29 protein-coding genes are annotated in these 26,248 nt (G+C 67.5%); 8 read left to right on the top strand and 21 right to left on the bottom strand.

What is annotated here, in order from left to right; all coding sequences use genetic code 11:
* Positions 1-6 precede the first annotated feature (6 nt).
* On the bottom strand, positions 7-1,152 hold the full coding sequence (locus tag EPN51_RS10875; protein WP_293041877.1) for a Re/Si-specific NAD(P)(+) transhydrogenase subunit alpha: 1,146 nt from the start codon (positions 1,150-1,152) through the stop codon (positions 7-9).
* 245 nt (positions 1,153-1,397) lie between these two features.
* Entirely contained in the window at positions 1,398-1,859 is a 462-nt protein-coding gene (locus EPN51_RS10870) for a nuclear transport factor 2 family protein (RefSeq protein WP_293041874.1), read from the bottom strand.
* A 120-nt stretch (positions 1,860-1,979) separates the two neighbouring features.
* On the opposite strand from EPN51_RS10870, the gene EPN51_RS10865 reads away from it, so the two are divergent.
* Both EPN51_RS10865 and EPN51_RS10860 read left to right on the top strand, forming a co-directional pair.
* The gene (locus tag EPN51_RS10865; protein ID WP_293042297.1) at positions 1,980-3,200 is read left to right on the top strand and encodes an acyl-CoA dehydrogenase family protein; all 1,221 of its coding nucleotides are present in this window, start codon (positions 1,980-1,982) and stop codon (positions 3,198-3,200) included.
* Complete coding sequence (locus EPN51_RS10860; protein WP_293041871.1) at positions 3,193-4,011, top strand: tyrosine-protein phosphatase; 819 nt, start codon at positions 3,193-3,195, stop codon at positions 4,009-4,011. Before EPN51_RS10865 ends, EPN51_RS10860 begins: the two co-directional genes overlap by 8 nt.
* A 27-nt stretch (positions 4,012-4,038) precedes the next feature.
* Here EPN51_RS10860 and EPN51_RS10855 read toward each other — a convergent pair whose 3' ends face one another.
* The 10 genes from EPN51_RS10855 to EPN51_RS10810 form a co-directional block, all read right to left on the bottom strand.
* On the bottom strand, positions 4,039-4,902 hold the full coding sequence (locus EPN51_RS10855; protein WP_293041868.1) for an SDR family oxidoreductase: 864 nt from the start codon (positions 4,900-4,902) through the stop codon (positions 4,039-4,041).
* 56 nt (positions 4,903-4,958) lie between these two features.
* Positions 4,959-6,392 (bottom strand): aldehyde dehydrogenase family protein, encoded by a 1,434-nt coding sequence (locus tag EPN51_RS10850; RefSeq protein WP_293041865.1) that lies wholly within the window; start codon positions 6,390-6,392, stop codon positions 4,959-4,961.
* Between the two features lie 106 nt (positions 6,393-6,498).
* Positions 6,499-8,076: an LCP family protein gene (locus EPN51_RS10845; RefSeq protein WP_293041862.1), complete on the bottom strand. Its 1,578-nt coding sequence runs from the start codon at positions 8,074-8,076 to the stop codon at positions 6,499-6,501.
* A 112-nt stretch (positions 8,077-8,188) separates the two neighbouring features.
* On the bottom strand, positions 8,189-9,124 hold the full coding sequence (locus EPN51_RS10840) for a class I SAM-dependent methyltransferase (protein WP_293041859.1): 936 nt from the start codon (positions 9,122-9,124) through the stop codon (positions 8,189-8,191).
* Complete coding sequence (locus EPN51_RS10835; protein WP_293041856.1) at positions 9,124-10,065, bottom strand: class I SAM-dependent methyltransferase; 942 nt, start codon at positions 10,063-10,065, stop codon at positions 9,124-9,126. Before EPN51_RS10835 ends, EPN51_RS10840 begins: the two co-directional genes overlap by 1 nt.
* 34 nt (positions 10,066-10,099) lie before the next feature.
* Positions 10,100-11,041 carry a class I SAM-dependent methyltransferase gene (locus EPN51_RS10830; protein WP_293041853.1) on the bottom strand — a complete coding sequence of 314 codons (942 nt, stop codon included), beginning with the start codon at positions 11,039-11,041 and terminating at the stop codon, positions 10,100-10,102.
* 72 nt (positions 11,042-11,113) lie between these two features.
* Positions 11,114-11,749, bottom strand: a complete 636-nt coding sequence (locus tag EPN51_RS10825; protein WP_293041850.1) for a TetR/AcrR family transcriptional regulator — start codon at positions 11,747-11,749, stop codon at positions 11,114-11,116.
* 2 nt (positions 11,750-11,751) lie between these two features.
* Positions 11,752-12,735, bottom strand: a complete 984-nt coding sequence (locus tag EPN51_RS10820) for a pirin family protein (RefSeq protein ID WP_293041846.1) — start codon at positions 12,733-12,735, stop codon at positions 11,752-11,754.
* Positions 12,736-12,888: 153 nt separating this feature from the next.
* Complete coding sequence (locus tag EPN51_RS10815) at positions 12,889-13,437, bottom strand: DNA starvation/stationary phase protection protein (protein WP_293041843.1); 549 nt, start codon at positions 13,435-13,437, stop codon at positions 12,889-12,891.
* A gap of 88 nt (positions 13,438-13,525) precedes the next feature.
* On the bottom strand, positions 13,526-14,437 hold the full coding sequence (locus EPN51_RS10810; RefSeq protein ID WP_293041842.1) for a DNA-3-methyladenine glycosylase 2 family protein: 912 nt from the start codon (positions 14,435-14,437) through the stop codon (positions 13,526-13,528).
* A gap of 60 nt (positions 14,438-14,497) precedes the next feature.
* On the opposite strand from EPN51_RS10810, the gene EPN51_RS10805 reads away from it, so the two are divergent.
* Positions 14,498-14,899 carry a nuclear transport factor 2 family protein gene (locus EPN51_RS10805; RefSeq protein ID WP_293041840.1) on the top strand — a complete coding sequence of 134 codons (402 nt, stop codon included), beginning with the start codon at positions 14,498-14,500 and terminating at the stop codon, positions 14,897-14,899.
* Here the strand turns inward: EPN51_RS10805 and EPN51_RS10800 are convergent.
* The 4 genes from EPN51_RS10800 to EPN51_RS10785 all read right to left on the bottom strand — a co-directional run bounded on the left by EPN51_RS10800 (position 14,893) and on the right by EPN51_RS10785 (position 17,762).
* Positions 14,893-15,273: a DUF427 domain-containing protein gene (locus EPN51_RS10800; RefSeq protein ID WP_293041837.1), complete on the bottom strand. Its 381-nt coding sequence runs from the start codon at positions 15,271-15,273 to the stop codon at positions 14,893-14,895. The genes EPN51_RS10805 and EPN51_RS10800 overlap by 7 nt on opposite strands.
* Positions 15,274-15,332: 59 nt before the next feature.
* Complete coding sequence (locus EPN51_RS10795) at positions 15,333-16,115, bottom strand: class I SAM-dependent methyltransferase (protein WP_293042294.1); 783 nt, start codon at positions 16,113-16,115, stop codon at positions 15,333-15,335.
* A 112-nt stretch (positions 16,116-16,227) separates the two neighbouring features.
* Complete coding sequence (locus EPN51_RS10790; protein WP_293041834.1) at positions 16,228-17,259, bottom strand: NAD-dependent epimerase/dehydratase family protein; 1,032 nt, start codon at positions 17,257-17,259, stop codon at positions 16,228-16,230.
* Positions 17,256-17,762 (bottom strand): nuclear transport factor 2 family protein, encoded by a 507-nt coding sequence (locus tag EPN51_RS10785; protein WP_293041831.1) that lies wholly within the window; start codon positions 17,760-17,762, stop codon positions 17,256-17,258. Before EPN51_RS10785 ends, EPN51_RS10790 begins: the two co-directional genes overlap by 4 nt.
* A 76-nt stretch (positions 17,763-17,838) precedes the next feature.
* Between EPN51_RS10785 and msrA the strand changes: the two genes are divergently transcribed.
* Positions 17,839-18,351 (top strand): peptide-methionine (S)-S-oxide reductase MsrA, encoded by a 513-nt coding sequence (msrA, locus tag EPN51_RS10780; protein ID WP_293041828.1) that lies wholly within the window; start codon positions 17,839-17,841, stop codon positions 18,349-18,351.
* A gap of 14 nt (positions 18,352-18,365) precedes the next feature.
* Here the strand turns inward: msrA and EPN51_RS10775 are convergent, their stop codons facing one another.
* Entirely contained in the window at positions 18,366-19,691 is a 1,326-nt protein-coding gene (locus EPN51_RS10775) for a cytochrome P450 (RefSeq protein ID WP_293041824.1), read from the bottom strand.
* Between the two features lie 145 nt (positions 19,692-19,836).
* Here EPN51_RS10775 and EPN51_RS10770 point away from each other — a divergent pair, with 145 nt between their 5' ends.
* Positions 19,837-20,442, top strand: coding sequence for a TetR/AcrR family transcriptional regulator (locus EPN51_RS10770; protein ID WP_293041821.1), 606 nt, complete (start codon positions 19,837-19,839; stop codon positions 20,440-20,442).
* 105 nt (positions 20,443-20,547) lie between these two features.
* Positions 20,548-20,760: a TOBE domain-containing protein gene (locus tag EPN51_RS10765; protein ID WP_293041818.1), complete on the top strand. Its 213-nt coding sequence runs from the start codon at positions 20,548-20,550 to the stop codon at positions 20,758-20,760.
* Between the two features lie 26 nt (positions 20,761-20,786).
* Here EPN51_RS10765 and EPN51_RS10760 read toward each other — a convergent pair whose 3' ends face one another.
* Positions 20,787-21,677: an alpha/beta hydrolase gene (locus tag EPN51_RS10760; protein WP_293041815.1), complete on the bottom strand. Its 891-nt coding sequence runs from the start codon at positions 21,675-21,677 to the stop codon at positions 20,787-20,789.
* 29 nt (positions 21,678-21,706) lie between these two features.
* A complete protein-coding gene (locus EPN51_RS10755) occupies positions 21,707-22,951 on the bottom strand; it encodes a sulfotransferase (protein ID WP_293041811.1) in 1,245 nt (414 codons plus the stop codon).
* Positions 22,952-22,979: 28 nt separating this feature from the next.
* Between EPN51_RS10755 and EPN51_RS10750 the strand changes: the two genes are divergently transcribed.
* Both EPN51_RS10750 and EPN51_RS10745 read left to right on the top strand, forming a co-directional pair.
* Entirely contained in the window at positions 22,980-23,555 is a 576-nt protein-coding gene (locus tag EPN51_RS10750) for a TetR/AcrR family transcriptional regulator (RefSeq protein WP_293041808.1), read from the top strand.
* Positions 23,552-24,664 carry a DUF1214 domain-containing protein gene (locus EPN51_RS10745; RefSeq protein ID WP_293041805.1) on the top strand — a complete coding sequence of 371 codons (1,113 nt, stop codon included), beginning with the start codon at positions 23,552-23,554 and terminating at the stop codon, positions 24,662-24,664. The genes EPN51_RS10750 and EPN51_RS10745 overlap by 4 nt, the downstream gene beginning before the upstream one ends.
* On the opposite strand, the gene EPN51_RS10740 is transcribed toward EPN51_RS10745, so the two are convergent.
* Entirely contained in the window at positions 24,661-25,710 is a 1,050-nt protein-coding gene (locus EPN51_RS10740; RefSeq protein ID WP_293041802.1) for an LLM class flavin-dependent oxidoreductase, read from the bottom strand. The genes EPN51_RS10745 and EPN51_RS10740 overlap by 4 nt on opposite strands.
* Positions 25,710-26,234 (bottom strand): SRPBCC family protein, encoded by a 525-nt coding sequence (locus EPN51_RS10735; RefSeq protein ID WP_293041800.1) that lies wholly within the window; start codon positions 26,232-26,234, stop codon positions 25,710-25,712. The genes EPN51_RS10740 and EPN51_RS10735 overlap by 1 nt, the downstream gene beginning before the upstream one ends.
* Positions 26,235-26,248: the final 14 nt, after the last annotated feature.

The following is a 26,248-nucleotide window of genomic DNA, read 5'->3' as shown; positions in this document are numbered from 1 at the left end:
GTCCTCTCAGCCTGTCGGGCGCCGCGTCGCGGCATCGCTGCGCTCTGCATCGTCGCCGGCGCCGGCCCGCGTCACGCAGGACTCCGCGATGACTTCGTCATCGAAGTCCGGGGCCAGTTTTCCGTCGGTGACCAACAAGTCCAGTAGCGCGGTGATGTTCTTGCTGTAGAGCTCGCTGGCGTGCTCGGGCATGGTCGCCGGCAGGTTCAACGGCGAGGCGATCGTGACGTCGTGCTTGACGACCGTCTTCCCGGGTTCGGTGAGCTCGCAGTTGCCGCCAGTCTCACCGGCCAGGTCCACCACCACGCTGCCGGACTTCATCGCCTCCACGGCCGCGGCGGTCACCAGACGCGGCGCCGGCCGGCCCGGAACCAGCGCCGTGGTGATGACGACGTCGAAACCGCTGATCGCCTTCTCCAACGCCTGCTGCTGCTGCGCGCGTTCCTCGTCGGTCAGCTCACGGGCGTATCCGCCCTCGCCGGCCGCTGTGATGCCCAGGTCGAGCCACTGCGCGCCCACCGAGCGCACCTGGTCGGCGACTTCGGGCCGCACGTCGTAACCGGTGGTGCGCGCACCCAGCCGTTTGGCCGTCGCCAGCGCCTGCAGCCCGGCCACCCCGACTCCGAGCACCAGCACCGTGGCCGGCTTCACCGTTCCGGCCGCGGTCGTCAGCATGGGGAAGAACCGGGTCGATTCCGAGGCCGCCAGCAACACGGCCTTGTACCCGGCCACGTTGCCCTGCGACGACAACGCATCCATCGCCTGGGCCCGCGAGATCCGCGGGATCGCCTCCAGCGCGAACGCCTGCACACCCGCCTGTTTCAGCGCGCCGATCGAGTTGTCGGCGTTGCGCGGCGCCAAAAATCCGATCAGCGTCTGACCGCTGCGCAACTTGGCGACCTCGGCCTGGGTCGGCGGCGCGACCTTGACCACGACATCGGCGGCCCACGCGTCACCGACGCTCGCCCCGGCCTCGGTGTAGAGCGCGTCGGGCAGCAGGGCCCGCTCACCGGCTCCCGACTCGACCACGACCGCCACGCCGGTGCCCACCAGCGACGCCACCGCCTTCGGCACCAGCGCAACCCGCCGCTCGTCGGCACCGGACTCGGAGACCACCCCTACCTTGACCGCGTTGGTCTGCGCATTTGTCATGGCGCGTGCATCTACTTTCCGTACTTTTCCGTACTGTCCCTGCTGATGGGCGTGGCGCCGGCTCGGCCGCGCGCTTCGCTACCATAACCAGGTTTCACCATGGACGGGTGATCGCCCACGGCGGGATGCCCCGGCCGTCGGCGATCGACTCCCGGTCGATGCTTCGCCGCCGCAACGCGATGCAGTAGCGGCCGCCGCGTTGTGACGTCACAAGAGCGCATTGTTGCGCCCGCCCATCAAAGGAGCTACCAGAGCGGGATGTCGTGGCCGTGTTCGGACGACGGACGGGGCCCGAAATAGCGTCGCTGCGACTCGTCGATCGGCACGTCGTTGATGCTGGCTTCGCGGCGCGCCATCAGTCCGGACTCGGTGAACTCCCACAGCTCGTTGCCGTAGCTGCGATACCACTGTCCGGATTGATCGTGGCACTCGTATTGGAACCGCACGGCGATGCGGTTGTCGTGGAAGTCCCAAAGAGCCTTGCGCAGCGCGTAATCGAGCTCGCGCTGCCACTTGCGGGTCAAAAACGCCACGATCTCGTCGCGGCCCACGACGTGTTCGCTGCGGTTTCGCCACTGCGAGTCGACCGTGTACGCCAGGCTGACGCGCCGGGGATCCCGGGTGTTCCAGGCATCCTCTGCCGCCTGCACCTTGTGGATCGCGGTTTGCCGCGTGAACGGCGGGAACGGGGGGCGGGATTCGGTCACGCCCCTTATCCTGCGCGAGCAGACACGGAATCGCACCAATCCGCACTGCAGCATGCGATTTAGCGTCTGCTCGCGACGTCCAATAGCACGTGTCCTATCGTGACGGGCATGGACTTCGCGATGTCGGCCAAGGCCAGCGACTACCACAAGCGGCTCTCCGATTTCATGACCGAGCACGTGTTCGGAGCCGAGGCCGACTACGACAAATACCGTCACGAAGCCGGCCCGCGCGACCATACGGTTCCGCCCGTCGTCGAGGAGCTGAAGGTCAAGGCCAGGCAGCAGGGCCTGTGGAACCTGTTCCTGCCGGCCGAGTCGGGCCTGACCAACTTGGAATATGCGCCGCTGGCCGAGATCACCGGCTGGAGCCTGGAGATCGCTCCCGAGGCGCTCAACTGCGCGGCACCCGACACCGGCAACATGGAGACGCTGCACCTGTTCGCCACCGACGAACAGCGCAAGCAGTGGCTGGAGCCGTTGCTCGCCGGCGAGATCCGCAGCGCCTTCTCCATGACCGAGCCGGCCGTTGCCAGCAGCGACGCCCGCAACATCGAGACCTCGATCGTGCGCGACGGCGGCGACTACGTGATCAACGGGCGCAAGTGGTGGACCTCGGGTGCCGCCGACCCGCGCTGCAAGGTACTCATCGTCATGGGCCGCACCAACCCCGACGCGGCCAGCCACCAGCAGCAGTCGATGGTGCTGGTGCCGATGGACACGCCGGGCGTGACGGTCGTGCGCTCCACGCCGGTCTTCGGCTGGCAGGACCAGCACGGCCACTGCGAGGTCATTTACGACAACGTGCGCGTGCCGGCGACCAACCTGCTCGGCGAAGAGGGCGGCGGCTTCGCGATCGCCCAGGCCCGGCTCGGACCGGGCCGCATCCACCACTGCATGCGCGCCCTCGGCGGCGCCGAGCGTGCGCTGGCACTGATGTCCGACCGGGCCCAGAAACGGATCGCCTTCGGTCGCCCGCTGGCCGAGCAGGGTGTGGTGCGGGAATCAATTGCCAAGTCCCGCAACGAAATCGATCAGGCCCGGCTGCTGTGCGAGAAGGCGGCGTGGACCATCGACCAGCACGGAAACAAGGCCGCGCATCTGCTGGTCTCCCAGATCAAGGCGGTCGCGCCGCGGGTGGCCTGCGACGTCATCGACCGCGCCATCCAGGTGCACGGGGCCGCCGGTGTCAGCGACGACACGGTGCTGGCCCGCCTCTACGGCTGGCACCGCGCCATGCGGATCTTCGACGGCCCGGACGAGGTGCACATGCGGACCATCGCGCGCACCGAGCTCGGCAAGGAAAAGTCCGCGCTCGCCGCGGCGGTGACCTCACATGACTGAATCCCTGCGAGAACTGTCCGGCGGGTGGAACTTTCGCGACGTCGCCGACGGCGCCAACGGCTTGCGGCCGGGCCGGTTGTTTCGGTCCGGTGAGCTGAGCCGCCTGGACGACGAGGGCCGGACGACGCTGCGTCAAGTGGGCATCACCGACGTCGCCGACCTGCGCGCGGCCAAGGAGGTCGCCCGGCGCGGGCCTGGACGCGTTCCCGACGGCATCGAGGTGCACCTGTTGCCGATGCCCGACCTCGGCGCTGAGGAGCAGCCCGACGGTGAGGCCCCGCACGAGCGCGCCTTTCGACACCTGTGGGCCAACGGCGAGTCGGATGAATCCGTCGACGTGACTGCCGCCCGATACATGGTCAACGAATATCGGGAATTTCCAACCCGTAACGGGTCGCGGCAAGCGCTGCGGCAGGTCGTCACGCTGCTGTCCGCGGGACGCGCGGTGCTCACCCACTGCTTCGCCGGCAAGGACCGCACCGGCTTCATCGTCGCGCTCGTGCTGGAGGCGATCGGAATCGATCGCGACATCATCGTCGCCGACTACCTGCGCAGCAACGACGCCGTCGGCGAGCTCCGGACGGCGGTCTTGGAGATGGTCAAGGAACGCGCGAACACCGAACTCACCCCCGAGGTCATGACCTGGAGCGACGCGCGGCTCTCGGAAAGGGTCCTGGGCGTCCGCCCCGAATACCTGGCCGCGTCGCGCCGGGTGATCGACGAGGAATTCGGGTCGCTGAACGCCTACCTGCGCGCCGCGGGTGTCAGCGAGTCGGACGCGGAGCGCCTGCGCGAAGCGCTGCTCGTCTGACCCGCCGACACTCCGCCGCCCGCGGGCTCAGCCCAGCTTGAAGTCGGCCGGCTTGGCCGCGGACAGATCGGTGATCTCGCCCCACTGCGCGGCGATGTCCTGCACCGTCGGCGGCTTGTCGTAGTTGACGCCGGCGTTCTGGAACAGCGCGACCCGCTGCACCTTGCCACCGCCGACCACGAAAACCGAAGCGCTGTTGGGGTTTTCCTCGGTGCACAGGTAGGCCACCACCGGCGCGACGTACTCCGGCGTCAGCTTCTCGAGCACTTCGGGGGGCAGGATGTCTTCGGTCATCCGCGTCGCGGCGATCGGGGCGACCGCGTTGGCGCGGATGTTGTACTTCGCCCCCTCCAGCGCCAGGCTGTTGATCAGGCCCACGAGGCCGAGTTTGGCCGCCCCGTAGTTGGTTTGGCCGAAGTTGCCGAACAGACCACTGGTGGAGGTGGCGACGACGACCCGGCCGTAGCTCTGCTCACGGAAGTGCGGCCATGCGGCGCGGATGACGTTGTAGCCACCGTAGAGGTGCACCTTGAGGACGGCGTCCCAGTTCTCGAAGGACATCTTGTGGAAGGTGCCGTCGCGCAGGATCCCGGCGTTGCTGACCACGCCGTGCACGGCACCGAATTCGTCGAGCGCGGTCTTGACCATGTTCTCGGCGCCCTCGGGTTCGGCGACGCTGTCATAGTTGGCGACCGCCCGGCCGCCCGCGTCCTTGATCTCGTTGACCACCTCGTCGGCCATGTTGTGGCCGGCGCCGGTGCCGTCGCGGGCACCGCCGAGGTCGTTGACGACGACGCTGGCACCCTCCTTGGCGAGGGTCAGGGCGTACTCACGGCCCAGCCCCCCACCGGCTCCGGTGACGATGACGACGCGATCCTGCACTCCGGGCATAAGGTTCCTCTCCGCTATGAAAATCTCTGTCTAGCAACTGGTTTGGCGAAACCGGGTCAGAACATCCGGCGGGCCATCTTGAAGGCCCGCTCGGTGTATGGAGGGTAGATGAAGCTCGACAGGTCGGGCCGAGTGGGTTTGGTCAAGACCGACTTGCGGTGGCTGAACTCTTCGAAACCCCACTTGCCGTGGTAGGCGCCCATGCCCGATGGGCCGACCCCGCCGAAGGGCAGCTTGGCCGTCGACACCTGGAAGGCGACGTGGTTGACCAGCATGCCGCCCGCCGGCACCTCCTTGATCACCCGCTCGCGCGTCTCGCGCCGTTTGGTGAACAGGTACGCCGACAGCGGCTTGGGTCGTGAGTTCACGAAACGTATCGCCTCATCCAGGTTTTGGACGGTGATCACCGGCAGGACCGGACCGAAGATCTCGTTCTGCATCAGCGGCCCGTCCGGGGCGGGGTCCACCACCACGGCGGGCTGGATGCGCAGCGTCGACGCATCGCAGGCCCCGCCGACGGTGACCTTGCCGTCCGCTCCGGACAGGTAGCCACTGATCCGATCGAACTGCCGCTGGTTGATCACCCGCATGCCGTCCGGCTTGTCCGAGGTGAACTTCGTGATGGCGGCACCGATCTTGTTCACCAGTTCGTCGCGAATCGACGCGTCCGCCAACACGTAATCCGGTGCGACGCAGGTTTGTCCGGCGTTGAGCAGCTTCATCCAGGCGATCCGCTTGGCGGCCACGTCCACGTCGGCGTCCGCTGCGACGATGACCGGGCTCTTTCCGCCGAGTTCGAGGGTGCAGGGGGTCAGGTGCGGTGCCGCACCCTCGTAGACCTTGCGGCCGATCTCGGTGCCGCCCGTGAACATCACCCGGTCCAGGCCCTGCGCGATGAGCTCCTGGCTCGTGGCACCGTCGCCCTCGATCACCGCGATGGCGTCGTTGTCGAGATACTTGGGCACCAGCTCGGCAATCACACGCGAGGACGCGGCCGCGATTTCCGACGGCTTGAGGATCACGGTGTTCCCGGCGGCGATCGCTCCGACGGCGGGCCCCAGCGTCAGGTAGAAGGGGTAGTTCCAGGCGCCGATGATCAGCACCGTGCCGTAGGGCTCGTATTCCACCCAGCCGCGGCCGGGCAGCTGCGGCAGCTCGAGCAGTTGATACTTGCGCCGCGTCCACTTGCGCACCCGTTTGGCCGCGTACTTGGCCTCACCCGCGGTGGTGGCGATGTCCGCGATGTAGGCCTCAAAGGGGCTGCGATCCAGGTCTTCGGCGAGCGCCGCGGCCAGCGCGCCCTCGTTCTCCTCCATCAACTTCTGCAGTTGCAGCAACTGCCGCTTGCGCCATTCGATGTCGCGGGTGCGTCCGGTGGCGAAGGTCTGACGAAGCCGGGCAACCGTGCCGGCGATGTCGGCCGCTCCGGTCCCGTTCTTGGAGTCCTTGGCCAGCGATGTCTTCGATGCAACCGATTCGGTGGTCATCATTGTCCTTCCCGAGCAGAGTCCCGCCGCGTGGCGGCCGCTCATCGGTGATAACCGCGATACTAACCATCCGGTTGGGAGGGCAGTAGAAAGGACCGGGCGCGCGGGGCTACTTGACGCAGGGGACGCTCGACGCCGTCATCTGGCTGAGGTCGGTCGGTGCCGGGGCGCGGTCGCCGGTGCCGGTGGCGGCGACGGCACTCACCTGCCCGGACGCCGACGCGTCGCCCCCGCCGGCGGGGTGGGCGCCGGGGTGGGCGAGGTAGTCCGCCGCGGGAAACCGGGTTCCCACGGTCAGCCGGACGGTTCCGGAGGCCACAGTGGGATCTTCGCTCACCGGCACGTGCAGTTGGTCGGCCAGGATCCGCGCGCCCTGGCCGGCCTCGGGGCCGTACTCGATCATGCTGTCGTCGGCCGGGGTGGGGGCGGTCGTGGCGCTGCCCCGGGTGAAGCCTCGGCCGGCGAAGGCCTCCTCGAGGGCGGCCGCGAGCCCGTCATGCGAGGTGGCGTTGACGACGTCGAGAATGACGGGTTCGGCCGGGGTGGGCGGTGGCTGGGCGGTCGGTGACGCGGCGTCGAGCGCGGCCGGCGCGTCCGACATGAAGCGCTCGTTGACGATGCGCCGGATGACCGAAAGGTCGACGAGGTTGATGTCGGATCCGTTCGGGTCCTTGCCGAAGCCCGAGATCGGCAGGGTGTAGAGCGACAGGGGCCGCTCGGTCAGTCGGGAGGCGCGTGAGGCGAACTGCACGAGGTCCAGCCCGGCGTCGACGGCGACGTTGTCGCGGGCGACCTGGAGCATCTTGCGCAGCCCGCTCACGCTGGACAGCACACCGCCGCTGCGCGCCGCATTGACCAACGACACCAGGAACGCCTGCTGGCGTCGTGTCCGGTCGAAATCGGTGAAAGAGCCGTCGGTTTCGTCGCGCCGTTGCCGAACGAAGGCCATCGCCTCCGCGGCATCGATGCGCTGAACCCCTTGGTGGAAGTCCGCACCCGAATAGCTGTCACGCGTATCGCCGCTGAGGCAGACCGTGATGGGCTCCACGGCCTTGGCGATTTGGTAGAAGGCGCCCAACGTGACCTCGACGAAGTGGTCGACCGAGATACCCAGGAAATCGTTGACGGCGGCGATTTCGGCCTTGCGGCCGGCCTCGCGGGCGGTCTGCTCGCGAGCCACCAGATCGGTCGCTCCCGCGCCGCCCGAGTTCCCGGCGGCCTGCGCGTTCAACGACTGCTGATAGGCCAGCCCGTACGCCTGCTTGATCTTGCCCGCGCAGACCGAGCCCGGGCAGCCCGGCAACTCGGCGTAGTCGTCGCGGGGAATCGATACCGCGGTGACCGGCCCGTCACGGTCCGAAATGTGCACGACGATAAGGACATTGGCGTTGTAGCCACCCGAGGTTTCGTCGCCCGCGTGCAGCGCCTCGTAGATCTCCTGCGATAGCGGCTGACCATTCTGGTCCAACCGGCTGTCCAAGCCCATCAGCAGGATGTTCTGGTTGTCGCCGAGCGACGTCGCCCCATTCGGCAGCGCGTGGGAAATGATGATTCTGCCCAGGGCGGTGTGGTAGCCCGTCCAGCCGACGCCGGTGACGGCCATGACGAAGGCCGAAGCGAGGCCGGCGACGAGCCGGCCCTTTAACAGCACCCAGCGGTGTGATCGCTCAGCCGCGCCGCCGCCCATAATGAGTCACCATTGTCCTCGATGACCTGGCGAAATCCCGGTAGCCGCGGCCGCGAGCCGACGGTGAACACGCTACGGGTCTGCGGCATCGAGTGCAGTCGGGCGTGATCGCTCAGGGCTTGGCTGCCGTCACGAAGCTGTTCGCGAACGGGCGATCTTCGGGCTGTGGGGCCCGGCCCAGTCGCAGCCCCTCGTCGCGCGCACTCACCGTGCTCGTGGTCCAGCCGCGCGCGGTGAACCACTCGGCGCAGTCGGGGCGGCCTTCGTCAGAGAACCAGAGGTCAAACGGGTTGAAGGAGGTGTCCAGGCCGCGCGCTTCGCGCTTGGACCGCAGTTCGTGCCACCGCTGTTCGGCCTCGCGGCGCTTGTCCGCATCGACCCCGAAGTTCTCAACGGCCACCCGGCTGCCCGATCCGCTCAGCGCGTCGATCGAGGCGAACAGGGCCTCCTGTGCCGACGCAGGGAGGAAGGGCAGCAGCCCTTCGGCCAGCCACGCGGTGGGCTGTCCGGCGTCAAAGCCGTTGTCGCGCAATGCCTGCGGCCAGTCGTGGCGCAGGTCCACGGGTACCGGCCGGCGGTCGGCGGTGGGTGTGGCGCCGTGGCTGGCGAGCGTATCGCTCTTGTACTCGAGCACCCTCGGCAGATCGATCTCGTACACGACGGTGCCGGCCGGCCAGGCCAGGCGGTAGGCGCGCGAATCCAGGCCGGCGGCCAAAATCACGACCTGCCGGATACCGGCGCGACAGGCTTGGGTGGCCTCGGTGAAGTACGCGTCGAAGAAGTGGGTGCGCACGGCCTGGTAGTTGATCATGTAACCGGCGTTCGGGGCGCCATCCTCGGGGTCGTCATCCGGATCGCCCGCCCACCAGGCGGCGACCTGCTCACGGACTCCCTCGAGCTCCGGCGTGGAAACCAGCGGCTCGGCGAATTGATCTCGGATGAGCGGATCGGCGCCGGCCGTCTCGGCAGCCCGGGCCAGCGCGACCATCACCGCGGTCGCCCCGACGCTGGTGGCGATGTCCCAGGAGTCGTCCGCGGTGCGCGCCATTACAGCCGCTCGGCGATCACGAAGTCGGAGAATGCGTCCTTGTCGTCGGCCAGCGGGACGTTCTCGATCCAGCGGCCCAGGCGGCGCATCGCCGCCGTCGAGTGCTCGGCGGTGGCGCGCCAGCCGTGTTCGTTGAGCCAGTCGGTGACGTCGGCGCGGTGGTCGTCGCGATACATCAGCTCACCGACGTCGAGGGTCTCCTCAAAGCCGATCTCGTCGGCCACCTTCTTGAACCGTTCCCGCATCTGCTGGCGCCGCTCGTCGGCGTGGTTGGGCGCGGTTTCGGCCGAGACCCGGCTCCCGGCCGGACTCAGCTCGCCGATCAGGGTGAACAGCCGGTCCTGGGCCTCGGCGGGCAGGTACATCAGCAGCCCCTCGGCCAGCCAGGCGGTGCGCTGGGTGGGGTCGAAGCCGGCGGCGCGCAGCGCGGCCGGCCAGTCCTGACGCAGGTCGATGGCCACCTCGCGGCGGTCGGCCGACGGCGTTACCCCGTTCTCCGCCAGGGTCGTGGATTTGTAGGCCAGCACCTGCGGCTGGTCGAGCTCGTAGACGGTGGTACCGGCCGGCCAGTCCAGCCGGTAGGCGCGGGAGTCCAGTCCCGACGCCAGGATGACGACCTGGCGGATCCCGTCGGCGACGGCATCGGTGAAGAAGGTGTCGAAGAAGTGCGTCCGCACCGCTTGGTAGCCGCGCATGTGGTGCAGGTGCGCCGCGGAATCTTCGTCGAGGGCTTCCACCTTGGCCGCGATGTCCGGGTCGAGCATGGCCTCCCAGAGCACGCCGGCACCGGAATTGGTGACCAGCAGCTTGGCGTACGGGTCGCGGATGAGCGCCTCGGGCTGTTCGGTCTCGACGGCGCGGGCGGCGGCCACCATCACGGCGGTAGTACCGACGCTGCTCTTGATGTCCCAGGTGTCGTCGTGGGTGCGCAGTGAGCTCATGGCATTGACTCCTTGGATTCTTGACAGGTGAAAATCAGGCGATGGTCCCGCCGAGACGCGCCCGCAGCAACGTGCTGCGCACCGCCTCGTCGGAGAGGTCGTCGGGTACCGGACGGCCCAGTCGGGCCATCTCGTCGCGGTTGTTCACGGTGTGCACGTGCCAGCCGTGGTCGGCCAACCACGCAGCTGCATCCGAGCGGTCCGGCTCATGGTAGGTCAGCGCCAAGACGTTGACATCCAGGCCGAGCCGCTCCCGCATCCGCAACCAGCGCTGCGAGTTGCTCCGCGAGTTCACGCCGAACACCTCGATCGCGACCTGGCTGCCGGGCGCGCTGAGCGCGGTGAACATCTCGAACAGCCGGTCCTGCGCGTCGCTGGGCAGATACGGCAGCAGGCCCTCGGCCAGCCAGGCGGTCGGTTGCCGGCGGTCGAATCCGGCGGTGGTCAGTGCGGCGGGCCAATCCTCGCGCAGATCCACCGGGACCGGATGGCGGATGGCGGTCGGTACGGCGCCGTGCCGCTGCAGAATTCCGGTCTTGTACTCCAGCACCTTGGGCTGGTCGATCTCGTAGACCGTGGTGCCGGCCGGCCAGTTCAGCCGGTAGGCCCTGGCGTCCAGCCCGGCGGCCAGGATCACCGCCTGCCGGATCCCGGAACGGACCGCGCCGCCGAAGTACTCGTCGAAGAAATGCGTGCGCACGGCCTGGTAGTCGATGCCGGTTCGATGCGCGCGCCGTCCGTGCTGATCGTCGTCGAGCCAGGACAACTCCGGGTCGGCGAGCCGGGCCCACGCCGGGCCGGCCGACGACACCAGCAGGCGCGCGAACTCGTCACGAATCAGCGGATCGGCCCCGGCTGTCTCCGCGGCGCGCGACGCGGCGACGCCCAACGCGGTGGCGCCGACAAGTTCGGTGATGGACCAGCTGTCGCCGGCGGACCGCACGGAAGGCGGTGTCAAGGCATCCAGATCAGTCATATCCGGACCATGGTACCGGGATAAGTTAGTTAGCCTATACTCTTTGTGTGAAACTTCACTGTGCCCGATGGGCTAAGCCTCAGGTCCCCGGAGCGCACCTTCCAGCAACCGGCGCATCACTCCGGTGATGGCCAGCATCGCTTCAGGGCTCTGGATGTAGCCCGCGTACAGACCCACCCCGCAGATCACCACGAGCAGTGCCTCGACCAATGCCGACGCGTCAAAGTCGGTGACGATCTCGCCATGCTCGATCGCGTCATTGACGACGCGCGTCAGGAATTCTCTGCTCAGCCGCAGGGAATCGTTTTCGGTTCCCGTCAGCTCCGGGTGACGCTGGGACTCGAGAGCGCTGCTGATTAAAAACGCCGATCCCGCGGGGTTGTCCGAATTGGCCCTGACGGCCGCGGAGATGAATGCCGTCAACCGCGCCACCAGCGTGGTCTCGCCTTCGGCTTGTCTTATGCCAGCCCCGATGACGAATTCATTGGTCTCGGCCAGAACTTCGCGATACAACGCTCGTTTGCTCGAAAAGTAGTGGTTGATCGCCGGTCGGGTGAGGTCGGCGCGCGCCGCGATGGCCTGGAACGTCCCGCCGTCGTAGCCGCGTTCGCTGAACACCAAACGGGCGGCTTGGATGATCCGTTGCCGAGTCTCGTCGGCCTTTGCCGCAGGCGGACGCCCCGGCCGGCGAGTCCCCCGTGGAAGCATTGCTAAAGTGTGCCACCGCCATGGTGCGGCATCAGCGCGTTTGGCGGAATGCTGCCAAACTTTCCGGCCCGGTAGTCCTGCATCGCCTCGATCAATTCCGCGCGGGTGTTCATCACGAAAGGCCCGTAGTGGAATACGGGCTCGCGGATGGGACGGCCCCCCAGAAGCAGCACGTCAATGGCCGCCGTCCGGTTCGAATCTTGGATCCGCTGGGCTCCCACGGTGATCCGATCGCCGGGCCCCAGGACCCCCAGCTGCCCCTGGTGGATCGGGTGGGCGACCGGGCCGACGTACCCGCTGCCCGACAACACGTACACCAGCGCATTGAAGTCGCGCTGCCATGGAATGTTGAGCCGGGCGCCGTTCTCGACCGTCGCGTGCGCGAGGGTAATCGGCGTGTGCGTGAGACCAGGGCCCCGGTGGCCGTCGATCTCGCCGGCGATGATGCGGATCAGCGCGCCGCCGTCGTCGGACGCGAGCAACGTGGCGTCGCCGCCCTCGATGGCCTGGTATCGCGGCGGCGCGAACTTGTCTTTCTTCGGCAGGTTCACCCAGAGCTGGACGCCGTGAAAGAGGCCTCCGCCGTCGACGAGCTCGGCCGGCGGGGTCTCGATGTGCAGGATGCCGGAACCGGCGGTCATCCACTGTGTCGCTCCGTCGCTGATCAGACCGCCGCCCCCGTGGGAGTCCTGGTGCGCGAATCTCCCGTCGAGCATGTAGGTCACGGTTTCGAAGCCGCGGTGTGGATGCCAGTCGGTGCCCCTGGGCTCGCCCGGCTGGTAGTCGACCTCGCCCATCTGGTCCATGTGGACGAAGGGATCCAGGGCGGCGGTGCTGACCCCGGCGAAAGCCCGGACGACCGGGAAGCCCTCGCCCTCATACCCGCGCGGACCGGTGGTGATCGATCGCACCGGCCGCTCGGTGTCGGCGGGCCTGGGGCCGTGGACTCGCGGCAATGTCAGCGTGTTGGCCGTAACTGCAGGCATCTGACCTCCTCAAAAGTGAACTACCTATATAACCGGACTAGGGTCCACTTATTCCGGTCCAGACGGTCGGCCCCGCGGCGGCAGCGCGGTCACGCGCAGTCGCCCCGGCAGCGATTTGCCGGGGCGACTGCGCAAAGTACGCGAACGGGCTCGTCAGGATTTGCTGCGCGCGCTCTTGGCGGCGGCCTTTTCGGTGCTCTTGCCCGCGTGAGCCAGCTGGCCGCCGGCGCTTTCCAGGTGCGCCCGGACGAACCACTGGAACTTCTCCAGCTGTCCCGCCTGGCCGATCAGCAGGTCCTGGGTCACCTGGTCGAGTTCGTCAGTCTCGTCGATGTATCGGCGGATGTCTTCGATGACGCCGTTGTAGACAAGGTCCAGGGCGGCCAGGTGGGCCTGGACGGTGTCACGGCCGACCGAATAGTCGTCCCAAGAGCGGTCCTTGATGATGGCGCCCGGTGTGCCTTGCGGTGAAGAGCCCAGGGCGGCAATGCGTTCGGCGACGTCGTCGGCGAAACTGCGCACCGCTTCCACCTGCGGGTCGATCATCTCGTGCACACCGATGAAGTTCGCGCCCACCACGTTCCAGTGAATGTGCTTGAGCGTCAGGTGAAGATCGTTGTAGGTGCTCAGTTGCCTTTGCAGCAGTTCGGTGAGCCGCGCCGCCTGCTTGTCGGTCAATCCCGGGATTGTGAACTGAGTCATCGTTTGTTTCCTGGCTTCCTTTCATCGGGTCGCACACAGTTACTTGCCCCATTGGGTACCCGATGGCGGATGCGAAAAACGCGGCGAATCACAGCGAGTGGATTTGCTGCACCGGCAGCCGCGGCCCCCGGCGCGGTTCGTATGCCAATCCGCTGGCTTCGAGCAGCCGGACCACGCGCTGGCGGTGCGGCCGCATCGGCTCCAACAATTCGAGCATGCCCGCATCGTCGACCGGGCGGCCCAGCAACGTCCAGCCGATCATCTTCGGGATGTGGTAGTCGCCCACCGACACGGCGTCGGCGTCGCCGAAGGCCCGTTGCGCCGTCTCGGCGGCGGTCCACTCCCCCACCCCCGGCAAGGACGTCAACGCTCGGCGCGCCTGTGCCGCCGGCCGTGACGTCAACCGCTCCAGCGAGGCGGCGCGGCGCGCGCAGGTCACCACCGTCTGCGCCCGCCTGGAGTCGACGTTGGCGCGATGAAACTCCCACGACGGGATGCTTCTCCACACCTGCGCCGGCGGCAGCACCCGCATCCCGTCCGGGGCCGGTCCCGGCGCCGGACTCCCGTACTTCGTCACCAGCACGCGCCAGGAGCGAAACGCGTCGGCGCCGGGCACCCGCTGCTCGATGATCGCCGGGATCAGCGCTTCCAGCACCAGACCGGTGCGGCCCAGCCGCAGGTGCGGAACCCGTTGGTGCGCGGCGGCGACCGTTGGATGCCGCGGCGCGAAGTCCGAGGCGTCGTCCTCGAGACCCAGCATCGCGGGCAGCGTTTCGACGAACTCGTGCGCGCCGCCGCCCCACGCCACACAGTGCGCGGCGTTGGGGGCCGCGCGACTGATCCGTGCCGTGACGGGACCGGTGGGCAGCAGGCTGGTCCGCCAGATCGAGCCGTCGCCGGGAGCCCTGAAGCAGGGATCCCCGGGGCCGCGGCGAAGCGGCGCCAGCGTGTGCCCGAAGCTGGCGGCCCCGGGGAACACCACCGTGCGCGTGCTCTTCACCTGATGACTCTCCGAAAGCTCTGATTGACCGTGAACTCTGTCCCCAGTCAATATTGCGGTGTGATGACGCCGTTCGATGACCCGCAGGGCGAACTGGCCTGGATGTTCCTGCAGAGCACCAGCGAGGGCGGCGATCTGGACGAGGGCTTCGCGCTGCTGCGCGACGACTTCACCTACTGGACGCTGTACACGCGCAGCACTTGCGACAAGGGCGCATTCCGGCGCGCGATCGAGCGGCGTAAACAAGACCTCGAGCTGGTCATCGACTTGGTGCGCTGTGTCAACGAGGGAGAGACCGTCGTGGTGGAGGCGCATGCGACCGGCACCACCTCCGGCGGCATCGCCTACGACAGCCCGTTCGTGTGCATCTTCGACACCCGCGACGGGCTCATCGTCTCGATGCGCCTCTACAGCGACACCCGGGCGACGGCGACCGCGCTTCCCGGGTGGGACCCCTACTGAGCCGAGACGCTGATCTCGGCCTTGTTGGGGTAGAACGCGACATGCCCGGCGATCGCCGCGACCGCCGGGTAGGGCTGCTCGTAGGTCCAAATCACATCGTCGACGGTCTCGCCGGCCGCGGTGGTCACGCTGTAATAGCTGGCGACACCCTTGAACGGGCAGTACGTGCTGGTGTCGGTGCGGGTGAGCCGATCCTCTACCACATCGGCGATCGGAATGTATTGCACCCCAGGGATTGTGGCTTCGCGCAGTTCCAGCGCGGCGGTGGTGTCCGCGACGAGCTCGCCATTGACACGAACCTGAACCCGCCCCTTCGTGGGCTCGATGGTGATCGGGTGCCCGGCGTTGGGTTCTTTGATTTCCGGGTGGCTCATGGTCTCCTCCTCAGATACGGGTAAGGGGTGCAACACAGGGCGGAGGTCAAGACTTCCCGTCAGGCCGGACCGAATGCGTAGCGGTGATATTGCGACATGTTCGCCACGGCCTGGACCTGCGCCATGAACCTGGCCAGCACCCGGGCTGAGCGTGGCAGCTGCGCGAAGGTGTACGACTCAAACCATCGCTCCCAGGCCAGCAGCCGCACCGATGGTACGGCTTCGATGATGTCGTCTGGCCCGTTGATCGCCCACCGCAGTGTGGACCCCGACCGTCGCACCACTGTGTTGAGCCATTGCGACTTGATCCCGAGCCAATTGAAAGCGTCGAACTGCAACTCACCCGAACCGAACCGGTCGACGACCCGACGCAGCAGCGCGGTGCCGTCCTGCTCGGTCAGGTACATGGTCAGCCCCTCCCCGATCATCAGTGTGGGACGGTCGGCGGGGATTTCGGCCAGCCATGCCGGGTCGGTGACCGAGGCGGCGATGACGCGGTAGTGATCGCGGCTCGGGTAAAGCTGGGCGCGCAGCGCGGCGACCTCGGGGTAGTCGACGTCGTACCACTGGACGTCCGGACCCGGCTGTAAGCGGAAAAACCGGCTGTCCAGCCCGCAGCCCAGGTGCAGCACGGTCGAACACGGGTGCGCTGCAAGGAATTCGCGCGTCCACTCATCGAAATGCGCGGAACGGGTGGTCACCGACGGCGCCCGCCGGGCGGTGATGGTCGTCTTCTTCCAGTCGTAGTCGATGCGCTCGACGATCTCCTTCGCGTACCGATCGCCCAGGACCGGCTTCGGGAAGTCGGCGTCCAGCGCCTTGGCGTACAACGTCGCGAGCATGGTCTGGGGCGCCCCGGTGAGATCGACGGACACTCGTGCGGTATTCACACCGCCCGAGGCTAGTCCCGCACCAGGCGCCGCGCTGCGCCCTGAACAACGGTCGGCGTGGTGTTCAGCCGGGAGTCATGCTCCTACCCTTGGCATTTCGCATCGCCGACCAGAACCGAGCCGCCTCCCGGATGGATTCCTCGACCGGGCGCGGCTGCCAACCCAATTCGCGGACGGCCTTGCTGTGATCGACGGGCGCTTCGGCACGCATCATGCGCACCGACGCGAGGCTGAGCTCGGCGTCCTTGCCGGTGAGCCGGGCTCGCAGACTGCCCAGCGCGCCGAGGGCGTACAGCACCGGAACGGAGATCGAACGTCGCGGTGGCGGCACACCGGCTTCGTCGGCCGCGATCCGCACCACCTCCGTCAAGGCGATCATCCGCTCGGAAATCAGGTACCGCTCGCCGATGCGCCCGCGGTCGGCGGCGGCGATCATGGCCCGGGCGGCGTCGGTGACGCCGACGACCTCGAGCTGGATCCCGTCCATCGTGAAGGGCAGCTTGCCGAAGACGGCGCCGGCGATGAACGCACCGTGTGGGGTGCGGCCCCAGTCCCCGCTGCCGTAAGTCGTTGACACACACATCGCCACGGCGGGCAACCCCGCTTCGTCCACGAACCGCATCACCAGGTTTTCGGCCTGAACCCGGGACCGCACATAGGGCGTCAGCCCGCGCGCGTCGATCAGGTCGTCTTCGGTCGCCACGTGCCCGTGGCGGCGGCCCACCGTCGCATAGGTGCTGGTGAAGATGAACCGGCGCAGGGCGGGTTCTCCGACGGCAACATCGAGAACGTTGCCCAGGCCTTCGACGTTGGTGCGGAACAACGGTGACGGGTCGCGCAGCCAGGCGCGGGTGTCGACGACGCAGTAGTAGACGTCGTCGACGCCGTCCATCGCCTCCTGCAGCACGGCGGTGTCGAACACGTCGCCGTGAAACCGGGTCACCGCGAGGTCATCGATGGCGCGGGTGTTGGCGCCGGCACGCACCATCGCCCGCACTTCGAAATTCTCCGATGCGCCCTTGGCAACGAGCTGGCGGGTGACGTGTGAACCGAGAAAGCCATTGGCACCGATCACCAGCTTGGGCTTGGTGCTCACTCGGCGCCTCCGTACTGCCGCATGAATTGCGCGCCGGCCTCGTCGAGGGTGCCGAGCTCCTGCGCCTTGCGGCACCACTTCAACGTGGCCTGCACGAAGCGCAGCGGGTTGTAGATGTCTTCCTGCTGACGCCACAGGCCGTCGCCGGCATAGGTGATGATCGAGATGTTCGTCGCGCCGATGACGGTGCCGTCGCCGGGATCGCGCATCGGGTTGTCGAGTTCCATGATGACGCGTCCGGTGGGCTCGTCGATCACCGACCACAGCGACGGGAACGCGACCATGTGGCTGCCGGGAAAGCTGCCCATCGTCCGGCTGATCCACTCGCGGACCTCGTCGCGGCCATGCATGGTGCCCGCCGCGTGTTCGATGTACAAGACATCGGGTGTGTAGTGCTGGACCCATGCGTCCCAGTCCTGCGACTGCGCCGCCGTATCGACGGTCGCTTCGAATTTTTCGAAGGCGGCGGCCAGTTCGCTACGGGAGAACTTCGGCGTGCTCATGATTTCGCGGCACCATTGCAGCTCATCGGCGGAGTGTAACCTGGCGTCATTGCTGGCCGGTGATGGAGGACGAACGATGACCAACGAGAAAGCGATTCTCGCCGGCGGCTGCTTTTGGGGGATGCAGGAATTGATCCGCAAGCAGCCGGGTGTGGTTTCGACCCGGGTCGGTTACACCGGCGGTGACGTCCCCAATGCGACCTACCGCAATCACGGCACGCACGCCGAGGCGATCGAGATCGGCTATGACCCTGCGGTCACCGACTACCGCGCGATGCTGGAGTTCTTCTTCCAGATCCACGATCCGACAACGAAAGACCGCCAGGGCAATGACCGCGGGACCAGTTACCGGTCGGCCATCTTCTATCTGGACGAGGACCAGAAGCGGATCGCGCTGGACACCGTCGCCGACGTCGAGGCGTCCGGCCTGTGGCCCGGCAAGGTGGTGACCGAGATCAGCCCCGCGGGCGACTTCTGGGAAGCCGAGCCCGAGCACCAGGACTATCTGCAGCACTATCCGAGCGGATACACCTGCCACTACATCCGCCCCGGCTGGAAACTGCCGCACCGGGCCGCCTCGAACCAGTAGCGAGCCAGCCGGGTTCAGCGGCGGCGCACCACGATCCGCCCACCGTCTTTCGGTGTGTAGGCGACTCCCCGGCAGTGCCGGCGTTCCCCCGGCGCGCTCGTCGTCTCGATTGTGAAGTGGCGCAACACCGTTCGCAGCACGACATCCATTTCCATGTTGGCGAACGTCGCCCCCACGCAGCGGCGGGTCCCGCCGCCGAAGGGGATCCACGCGAACGATGACGGCTTGGTTCCGAGGTAACGCTGCGGATCGAAACGCTCCGGGTCGGCGAAGACGGCGGGATCCTCGTGGATCTGGGCGATTCCCACGATGATCGAGCATCCCCGCGGAATGACCCACTCGCCGAGTTGGAACCTCGGCGCGTAGACACGGCGCGGCGCGAAATCGATGACGGTCCTTACCCGCTGGACCTCCAGGATGGTCGCCTGCCGCAACTCGTTGCCGCCCTCGTCCGCCTCCCGGGCGAGGGCCGCGAGCACATCGGGATCCCGCGTCAGCCTCTCGAACGCCCAGGCCAGCGTCGCCGCCGTCGTTTCGTGCCCGGCCGCCAGCAGCGTGAGCAGTTCGTCGCCAATATCCTTGCGCGACATGGTCGAACCGTCCTCGTAGGTGCTGCGCAGCATCAGCGCGAGCACGTCGGCGCGATCATCGAAATCCGGATCCGCGCGCTCGGCGTCGATCAGCTTGTCAATCACGGCGTCGTATCGGCGGCGCCAGTCTTCGAGCCGTCCCCACGGGGTGTAGCGGCCATATGTGCGTTGGGGTTTGGGAACCGTCGCCATGCGCGAGCCCAACGTGACCCACGGCGGGATGAGCCGGCGCAGCTCATCGAGCTCGGTGCCTTCGGCCCCGAAGACAGCGCGCAGGATGGCGTTCAGCGTGATGTGCATCGTGGACGGCAGCGTCGCGAACGGCGTGCCGTCCGGCCAGCCGGCGATCTCCCGCAACGTCTCTTCTTCGATGATGGTCTCGTAGTTTTTGATGCTCTTGCCATGAAACGGCGGCGCCAGCAACCGCCGCCGGCGGCGGTGGGGCTCGCCGTCGAGCGCGAAAACGGAACCGGAGCCGAACAGCCGGCTCAGGTTGGGCTGGATGTTGCCGAGATCTTCGGGGCCGGTGGTGAAGATCTGCTTGGCCAGCTGCGCATCGCCGACCACCACCACGCGGCCGTACATCGGCAGATTCAACGTGAACGCGTCACCGTAACGGCGTGCCAGGCGCGCCATCATCCCTCGGCGCGACAGTGCAAACCCCAGCCCCTGCAGTGCTTTTGGGATGCGGGGGGCGGGGGGCAACTTGACCGTGGTGGACGCCGGCGCGGCGGTGACCAGTTCACTCATGGCGGTGACGCTCCCCAATATCAGGCCCCGGGAACCGGGGTGGTACGACGGTGTACCGCAACCTTTCCCAGTACGGTACTCTGAAGTACCAACCCTGACAAGACGCGTATCGAACGGAACGGAGGCGCCGGACGTGACATCAGCGATGACAGCAACGGATGGCGCCCCGGATCTGGCGGAGGTCGACCCGTTTCGGCTGCGGTTGCTCGACGGCCTGGCCGCCTCGATCGGCGAGCGCGGGTACCGCGCCAGCACGGTGGCCGACATCGTCCGTTACGCCCGCACCTCCAAGCGCACCTTCTACGGCCAGTTCGCCGGCCGGGAAGAGTGCTTCCTGGAGTTGCTGCGCACCGATATCGAGAAGCTCGGCGAGCGCATCGGAGCCTCGGTCGATCCCGAGGCCGAATGGCACGCGCAGATCCGCCAGGCGGTCGAGGCCTACGTCGGACACATCGAATCCCGGCCGGCCATCACGTTGAGCTGGATTCGGGAGCTGCCGTCGCTCGGCGCCGCCGCCCGCCCGGTGCAGCGCCGCGGGCTGCAGTTGTTGTCCAACCTGTTGATCGACCTCAGCGCCAGCCCGGGTTTCCGGCGCGCGGAGCTGCCCCCGTTGACCGCGCCGCTGGCGGTGATCCTGTTGGGCGGGCTGCGGGAGCTGACCGCACTTGCGGTCGAAGACGGAAAGCCGGTCCGAGGAATCGTTGAACCGGCCGTGGATGCGTCCGTAGCCCTGCTCGGTCCGCGACACTAGATGCGGCCGCTCCCGTAAACGGGAGTGTCACAAGCCATTCCGGGCCGGGCTTGGTGGGGCTACGCTCATCGCAGACACGCCCGTTCTGACATGGAGGATTCTGCGATGCGGCTCTCGACTCGAAACCAGCTCAGGGGAAAGATCACCGACGTCGAAATCGGTGCCGTGATGGCCGTGGTGAAGGTGACGCTCGACGGTGGCGACCAGGTCGTGACGTCGTCGGTCACCAAGGACGCCGCGACCGACCTCGGGCTCAAGGTGGGGCAGCCGGCGTCCGTGTTCATCAAATCGACGGAAGTCACCATCGGCGTCGACTAGGACACGCCGAAAGGCCTTACCGCGAACTAAGTTTGGGCGTTGAGGAAGGCGCGGACCCGGTCCAGGACCAGTTCGGGCCGCTGGTCGACGATCCAATGACCGACACCGTCGACCAGTTCGAGCTGGAAATCGCTGATGCGCTCGGCGTATCCCTGCAGCAGATCCGGGGTGAGCACCGGATCTTCGGTGCCGGAAAGCCATCGGACGGGAACACCGACGCGAGCGTCGTCATACTCGCCGCGCATCCAGCCCAGCATCTCTTTGGTCTGGAACGATCGATACCACCGCGAGCCCGCCTCGGCGTGGCCGGGCTGGCGCATGCATTCGAGGTACAGCCGCATGTCCTCCTCGGGCAGCGTGTAGCCACCACCGACCCATGACCCGAGCAGGTGGACGAACCGGGAGTTCGGTGAGCTGATCACCCGGGGGCCGATGATCGGCAACGAGATCGGGATCTGGTACCAGAATCGCCAGACATTGCGCAGCATCGACAACGAGCGCTTCACGAACGGCGCCGAGGTGTTCACGCCGAAAAATCCGGTCACCTTTTCCGGGTGGCGCAGCATCATGATGAATGCGACCGGCCCACCCCAGTCGTGGGCCACCAGATTGACCGACGCGACGCCCAACCGATCCAGCACGCCGGCCAGATCGTCGGCCATCTCGTCCTTGCGGTAACTGGAGCGGGGCGCCGAACTCCAGCCCGCCCCGCGCAGGTCCGGGCACAACACCCGGTAGCCGTCGGCCGCCAACGGTCCGATCAGCTCGCGCCATTCCCACCAGTTCTGGGGGAAGCCGTGCACCAGCATCACCACCGGCCCGTTCGCCGGACCCGCATCCGCGACATGGATCGTCACGCCATTTCCCAGATCGACGTATCGGTGTTCGACACCGTCCAGCTCGGGCATAGTGACCATGTGTTGAGAAGGTAGCGGCTCGGAAACGGTTAGGCCAGAAACCGCTCGACATAGGGCGCGAAGCGCTCGCGCAGGTCGTCCTCGTTCAGCCCGAACATCTCGTATGACGTTTCGGCGTTGCCCAATCGGCCGCGGCGATGACCGGCCAGGTAATCGGCGATGGCGTTGCGCGCCGCGTCGGTGAAGGGCTCGCCGGCCAGGGTGTAGACCCGTTCGGCAACGCCAACTTCGTCGGCCATGAAGTCGTCGAACCGGATGTCGATGGAGCGGTCCGGGCCGATGGTGTCGCGGTCGCGGACCAGCGCGCTGAGCATCGTCTCGAGGCGGTCGATCCAGGAGTTGGCTATCTGCTCGACCGGCACGGGCGAGCGGTGCATACGCGCCGAATAGGTGATCATCGCGATCATCGACAGTGCCACCGGCACGGGGTCACGGTGGGTGAACACGACAATGCTGTCGGAGAAGACCCGATCCAGGACCGGCACCTGTTCGAGATGCTGGGGCGACTTGAGCAGCCAGCGCCGGCCCCCGCGCAGGAACTGCATCGCCCGCAGCTGCGTGGCCAGGTATTCGTAGTGCGGCGTCTGGTCGTGGGCCTGGTAGTAGTCACGCCAGCGGGGCACTTCGGCGAGCGTCTCCAGCAGCATCGTGGAAACGTCGTTGGCCAGCAGCTGGATCTCCTCGTGGACGTGGTCGGTCGTCATCTCGTGCATGAGCGCGAAGTGCGGCATCACCATGTTGATCACCCCGACCGCGACGTCCATCCGAATCCGCCGCGGATCCGGTTGGGCGCCAACCTCATTCGGCAACGGGAACGGCTCCACGCTTTCCCAGTACGGCATGGTGCGGAAGGTGGGCGGCGCCGCCAGCAGGTTGTGCAGGTGGGTGGTGCCGGTGCGGGGCAACCCGGCGATCACCACGGGCGAGCGCAATTCGATGTCGTTGATCTCGGGATGCCGCCTCAGCAGGTCGGCCAGCAGCAAGCGGTTTTTGAGGATCTGCAGGAGTTGCCCGTAGAAGTTCACCGCGCCGGCGTCGTGCAGACCGTCGATCTCGCGCAAGGCGGCGAGGTAGACCTCGAGGCGTTCCCGGTAGTCGTCGGGCCCGAAATCGCGCAGCCCGGTGTCCGCACTGGCCTTGGCGTGCAGGGCATCGGCCTCCAAGGGGCACTCGGGGGCCATCGCGGTCATCATGTCGAGGATCTGCTGACCCTCGGCACTGAATCGGGGTGCGGCCAGGTCATCGAGGGAAACGGAGCGAACGGCATCGGTCACGGCGACTTATGTTACTCTCAGTTTCGTAATGGTTGTTGATTTTGGCCGGCCCCGCGACCCGCGTATCGACGCTGCGGTGTTACGCGCGACGGTCGAACTGCTCGCCGAGACGGGCTATCCCGGGCTATTGGTCTCCGCCATTGCCCAGCGGGCGGGTACCAGCAAGCCCGCCATCTACCGCCGCTGGCCCAGCAAGGCACATCTGGTGCACGAGGCGGTGTTCCCGATCGGTGCCGGCACCGCTCTCCCCGAAACCGGCTCGACACCCGACGGGCTGCGCGAGATGGTGCGCCGCACAACGGATTTCCTCACCACGCCGTCCGCCAAGGCCGCCCTGCCGGGCCTCATCGGCGAAATGGCCGCGGATCCGAGCCTGCACTCGGCACTGCTGGAGCGCTTCGCCGGTGTCATCGGCGGCGGCCTCGCCGACTGGCTCGGGGCGGCCGCTGCCCGTGGTGAGGTGCGGCCGGACGTGACCGCGGCCGAACTGGCCGAGACCATCGCCGGCGTCACGCTGGTGGCACTGCTCACCCGCGTCACCGAACTCGATGACGGGTGGGTCGATCGCACCACCCGGTTGCTCCTGAAAGGAATCAGCGCATGACGCACGAATCGACGACCGCGTGGCGGGAATTGCTGAAAACCCTTGGCGAGCTGGACCGCTCGTTTTTGGCCGGCGACCGCGCCGTCACCGACGACCGGCACATCGCCGACGGCTACCGCACGCTCGCCACGACCCTGGGCGTGGCGTTGGACACCTACCTGTTCCCCGAACCCGGTCGGCCGCAATTCGTCGCGGTCAACACTCCGTTCCGCCGCGACCGCCGCTGGGGCGGGGACAACACCGACGCCTACTACTTCATTTGTCCGGTTGATCCCGAGCGTCGATACCGCATCAGCGGGAACAAGGGTGACAGCGTGTACTTTTCGGTCACCGCCTACAACGAGCCGTCACTCGGGGCGTGGTCGGACCGGGTCGTCGCGATCGTGCGCGACAGCGACCTCGACGTCGACGCCGACGGCAACTTCTCCTTCGAATTCCCCCCGACGGCCGGCGCGGCCGTGCTGATGACCCGCGACTACCAGGCCGATCCTGCGACCGGGCGCCTGGTCGTCTGGCGGATCGAGGCGCTCGACGAGCCGGCGCCCATCCGGCACGGTGACGCGGAGACCGCCGCGCGCCTGCGGGCGGTCGCGACCTGGCTGCGCACCATGTTCGCCATCGTGCCGCTGGCCGTGGGGAACCGGCTGGACGACAGTCACGCCCTCGGACATGAAACCGCCCACGCGGCAAACGCATTCGCCGACCCCTACCAGGTACCGGATGCCAACTTCGGCTGGTCGGCGCGCGACGCCTGCTACTCCTACGGCAGTTTCGTGCTCGACGAGGACGAGGCGCTGGTGATCACCCATCGGCCGCCCGCGTGCAGGTTCTGGAACATGGTGGTGTGGAACCAGTTCATGGCCACCTATGGCCCCTCGGAGGGCCCCGACGCCCGCTGCTCAATCAACGGCCACAGCGCCGTCGCCAACAGTGACGGCTCGGTGACGATCGTCCTGTCCGGCGCAAAGACGGCGCACCCGAATTCCCTCACCACGCTGGGCTATCCGCAGGGCAACCTGGCCTTCCGGTGGTTCCTCGCCGCCGGGGTGCCGGAGCGCCCGGAGGTGAAACTCGTCAAGACGGCCGACGCCCCCACCGCGGTGACCTAGGTCCGCTGGACCAGCTCGATCGCCCGGCCCAACGTCGCCAGCTTGGCGTCCAGCGTGTCGCCCGCGGGATACAGCCGCACGGTGTTCACGCCGGCGTCGCGCCACACCCCAAGGCGCGCGGAAACCATCTCCTCGGTCCCGATGAGCGTGGTGGCCAACACCATCTCGTCGGTCACCAAGCCGGCCGCTCCGTCCCGGTCGCCGCGCTGCCAGCGCTCGCGGACCTCGGCGGCGACGTCCGCCCAGCCCTGCCGACTGTAGGCCTGGTTGTAGAAATTGGTGCTCGACGATCCCATGCCGCCAAGGCTGAAGGCCAGCTCCTTTTTGCGACCCGCGACCATCCCCCGCAACTCGTCTTCGCCGGCGGCGAAAGCGACTTCGGCGCCCTGGCAGACGTCGATATCGGCGCGCGTACGGTTCGCCGCCGCCAGCCCGTCGTCGATGTGGGCGAAGTAGGCGTCGCCGGCGCCTTCCGGGACAAAGCTGGTGCCCAGCCAGCCGTCGGCGACTCGTCCGGTCAACCGCAGCATCGCCGGCGACAGGGCGGCCAGGTACACCGGAATGGCGTGCTCGGCGCGGGTCGACAAACGCATCGGCACCGCCCCGCCACCGGGCCGGGGAATTTCGAATTCCTTTCCCGCATAGGAGATTTTCCCGCCAGCGAACACCTGCCGCACGATGTCGACCGTTTCGGAGATGCGCGCCAGCGGTCGGCTGAACGAGACACCGTGCAGGCCCTCGATCACCTGCGGGCCCGAGGCACCCAGACCGAGCAGAAATCGCCCGTTCGACAGATTGGACAGCGTGATCGCGGTCTGGGCGACCATGACCGGCGACCGGGTGCCGACCTGAAAAACGCCGGAACCCAGCAGTATCCGCTCGGTCCGCGCTGCCAGGTAGCCCAGCGCCGACGGCGCATCGGCGCCCCACGCCTCGGCCACCCAGCAGACGTCGAGGCCCAGCTTCTCCGCCTCGACGACCAACGTCACGACCTCAGCGGCCTCGCTCCCGGCACCGGACAGCTCGACCGTCGTGGCGGTCCGCATCAATGCACCCCGTGCTCGGCCAGCCGTTTGATCGCCGCCAGGGTCTTTTCGATCGCGCCCTCGAACTCGCGCAGCCGCACGAACACGATTTTCTGTTCCTTGTCGGGCATCGACTCGAGGGCCACCGATAACCCCGAGCGTCCCGGCCCCATCTGCATCCAGTAGTTCAGGACGGTGCCACCGTCGCGGGGCGCCAGCCGGAATCGCCACTTCGCCGCGGGATCGTCGGGTTCGCCGACGGCCCAGGCGAATTCGTGCGGCTGATCGCAGGCGACGATCTGCGAGGTGCTGCTCCACTGCCCAAACGCGTCATGCTCGTTGTGTCCGACGAAGCGAGCGCCGACCCGGGGGCCGTCCGATCCCTCGGCCCATTCCACGGCCTTCAGCTCGTCGCTGAACGCCGGCATGAGCGCGATATCGGAGACCAGGCTCCAGACCCGGGCCGGGTCGGCGTCGATCCACGTCGAGGCTTCCACTGTCGGGGTATCCGCATAGCGCGCGCCGGTCCATTCCACGGAGCCCATTGTCCCCCTGCCCC

Source organism: Mycobacterium sp., assembly GCF_004298145.1.
Taxonomy (GTDB): domain Bacteria; phylum Actinomycetota; class Actinomycetes; order Mycobacteriales; family Mycobacteriaceae; genus Mycobacterium.
Note: the sequence above shows the minus strand (reverse complement) of the source record. Positions and strands in the feature narration are given on the sequence as shown.

Bases quoted from the DNA above. Each gene is read 5' to 3' on its own strand.
- EPN51_RS10875 (WP_293041877.1), bottom strand. From the start codon at position 1,152: ATGACAAATGCGCAGACCAACGCGGTCAAGGTAGGGGTGGTCTCCGAG.
- EPN51_RS10865 (WP_293042297.1), top strand. From the start codon at position 1,980: ATGTCGGCCAAGGCCAGCGACTACCACAAGCGGCTCTCCGATTTCATG.
- EPN51_RS10860 (WP_293041871.1), top strand. From the start codon at position 3,193: ATGACTGAATCCCTGCGAGAACTGTCCGGCGGGTGGAACTTTCGCGAC.
- EPN51_RS10855 (WP_293041868.1), bottom strand. From the start codon at position 4,902: ATGCCCGGAGTGCAGGATCGCGTCGTCATCGTCACCGGAGCCGGTGGG.
- EPN51_RS10850 (WP_293041865.1), bottom strand. From the start codon at position 6,392: ATGATGACCACCGAATCGGTTGCATCGAAGACATCGCTGGCCAAGGAC.
- EPN51_RS10845 (WP_293041862.1), bottom strand. From the start codon at position 8,076: ATGGGCGGCGGCGCGGCTGAGCGATCACACCGCTGGGTGCTGTTAAAG.
- EPN51_RS10840 (WP_293041859.1), bottom strand. From the start codon at position 9,124: ATGGCGCGCACCGCGGACGACTCCTGGGACATCGCCACCAGCGTCGGG.
- EPN51_RS10835 (WP_293041856.1), bottom strand. From the start codon at position 10,065: ATGAGCTCACTGCGCACCCACGACGACACCTGGGACATCAAGAGCAGC.
- EPN51_RS10830 (WP_293041853.1), bottom strand. From the start codon at position 11,041: ATGACTGATCTGGATGCCTTGACACCGCCTTCCGTGCGGTCCGCCGGC.
- EPN51_RS10825 (WP_293041850.1), bottom strand. From the start codon at position 11,749: ATGCTTCCACGGGGGACTCGCCGGCCGGGGCGTCCGCCTGCGGCAAAG.
- EPN51_RS10820 (WP_293041846.1), bottom strand. From the start codon at position 12,735: ATGCCTGCAGTTACGGCCAACACGCTGACATTGCCGCGAGTCCACGGC.
- EPN51_RS10815 (WP_293041843.1), bottom strand. From the start codon at position 13,437: ATGACTCAGTTCACAATCCCGGGATTGACCGACAAGCAGGCGGCGCGG.
- EPN51_RS10800 (WP_293041837.1), bottom strand. From the start codon at position 15,273: ATGAGCCACCCGGAAATCAAAGAACCCAACGCCGGGCACCCGATCACC.
- EPN51_RS10795 (WP_293042294.1), bottom strand. From the start codon at position 16,115: ATGCTCGCGACGTTGTACGCCAAGGCGCTGGACGCCGACTTCCCGAAG.
- EPN51_RS10785 (WP_293041831.1), bottom strand. From the start codon at position 17,762: ATGAGCACGCCGAAGTTCTCCCGTAGCGAACTGGCCGCCGCCTTCGAA.
- msrA (WP_293041828.1), top strand. From the start codon at position 17,839: ATGACCAACGAGAAAGCGATTCTCGCCGGCGGCTGCTTTTGGGGGATG.
- EPN51_RS10775 (WP_293041824.1), bottom strand. From the start codon at position 19,691: ATGAGTGAACTGGTCACCGCCGCGCCGGCGTCCACCACGGTCAAGTTG.
- EPN51_RS10770 (WP_293041821.1), top strand. From the start codon at position 19,837: ATGACAGCAACGGATGGCGCCCCGGATCTGGCGGAGGTCGACCCGTTT.
- EPN51_RS10765 (WP_293041818.1), top strand. From the start codon at position 20,548: ATGCGGCTCTCGACTCGAAACCAGCTCAGGGGAAAGATCACCGACGTC.
- EPN51_RS10760 (WP_293041815.1), bottom strand. From the start codon at position 21,677: ATGGTCACTATGCCCGAGCTGGACGGTGTCGAACACCGATACGTCGAT.
- EPN51_RS10750 (WP_293041808.1), top strand. From the start codon at position 22,980: ATGGTTGTTGATTTTGGCCGGCCCCGCGACCCGCGTATCGACGCTGCG.
- EPN51_RS10745 (WP_293041805.1), top strand. From the start codon at position 23,552: ATGACGCACGAATCGACGACCGCGTGGCGGGAATTGCTGAAAACCCTT.
- EPN51_RS10740 (WP_293041802.1), bottom strand. From the start codon at position 25,710: ATGCGGACCGCCACGACGGTCGAGCTGTCCGGTGCCGGGAGCGAGGCC.
- EPN51_RS10735 (WP_293041800.1), bottom strand. From the start codon at position 26,234: ATGGGCTCCGTGGAATGGACCGGCGCGCGCTATGCGGATACCCCGACA.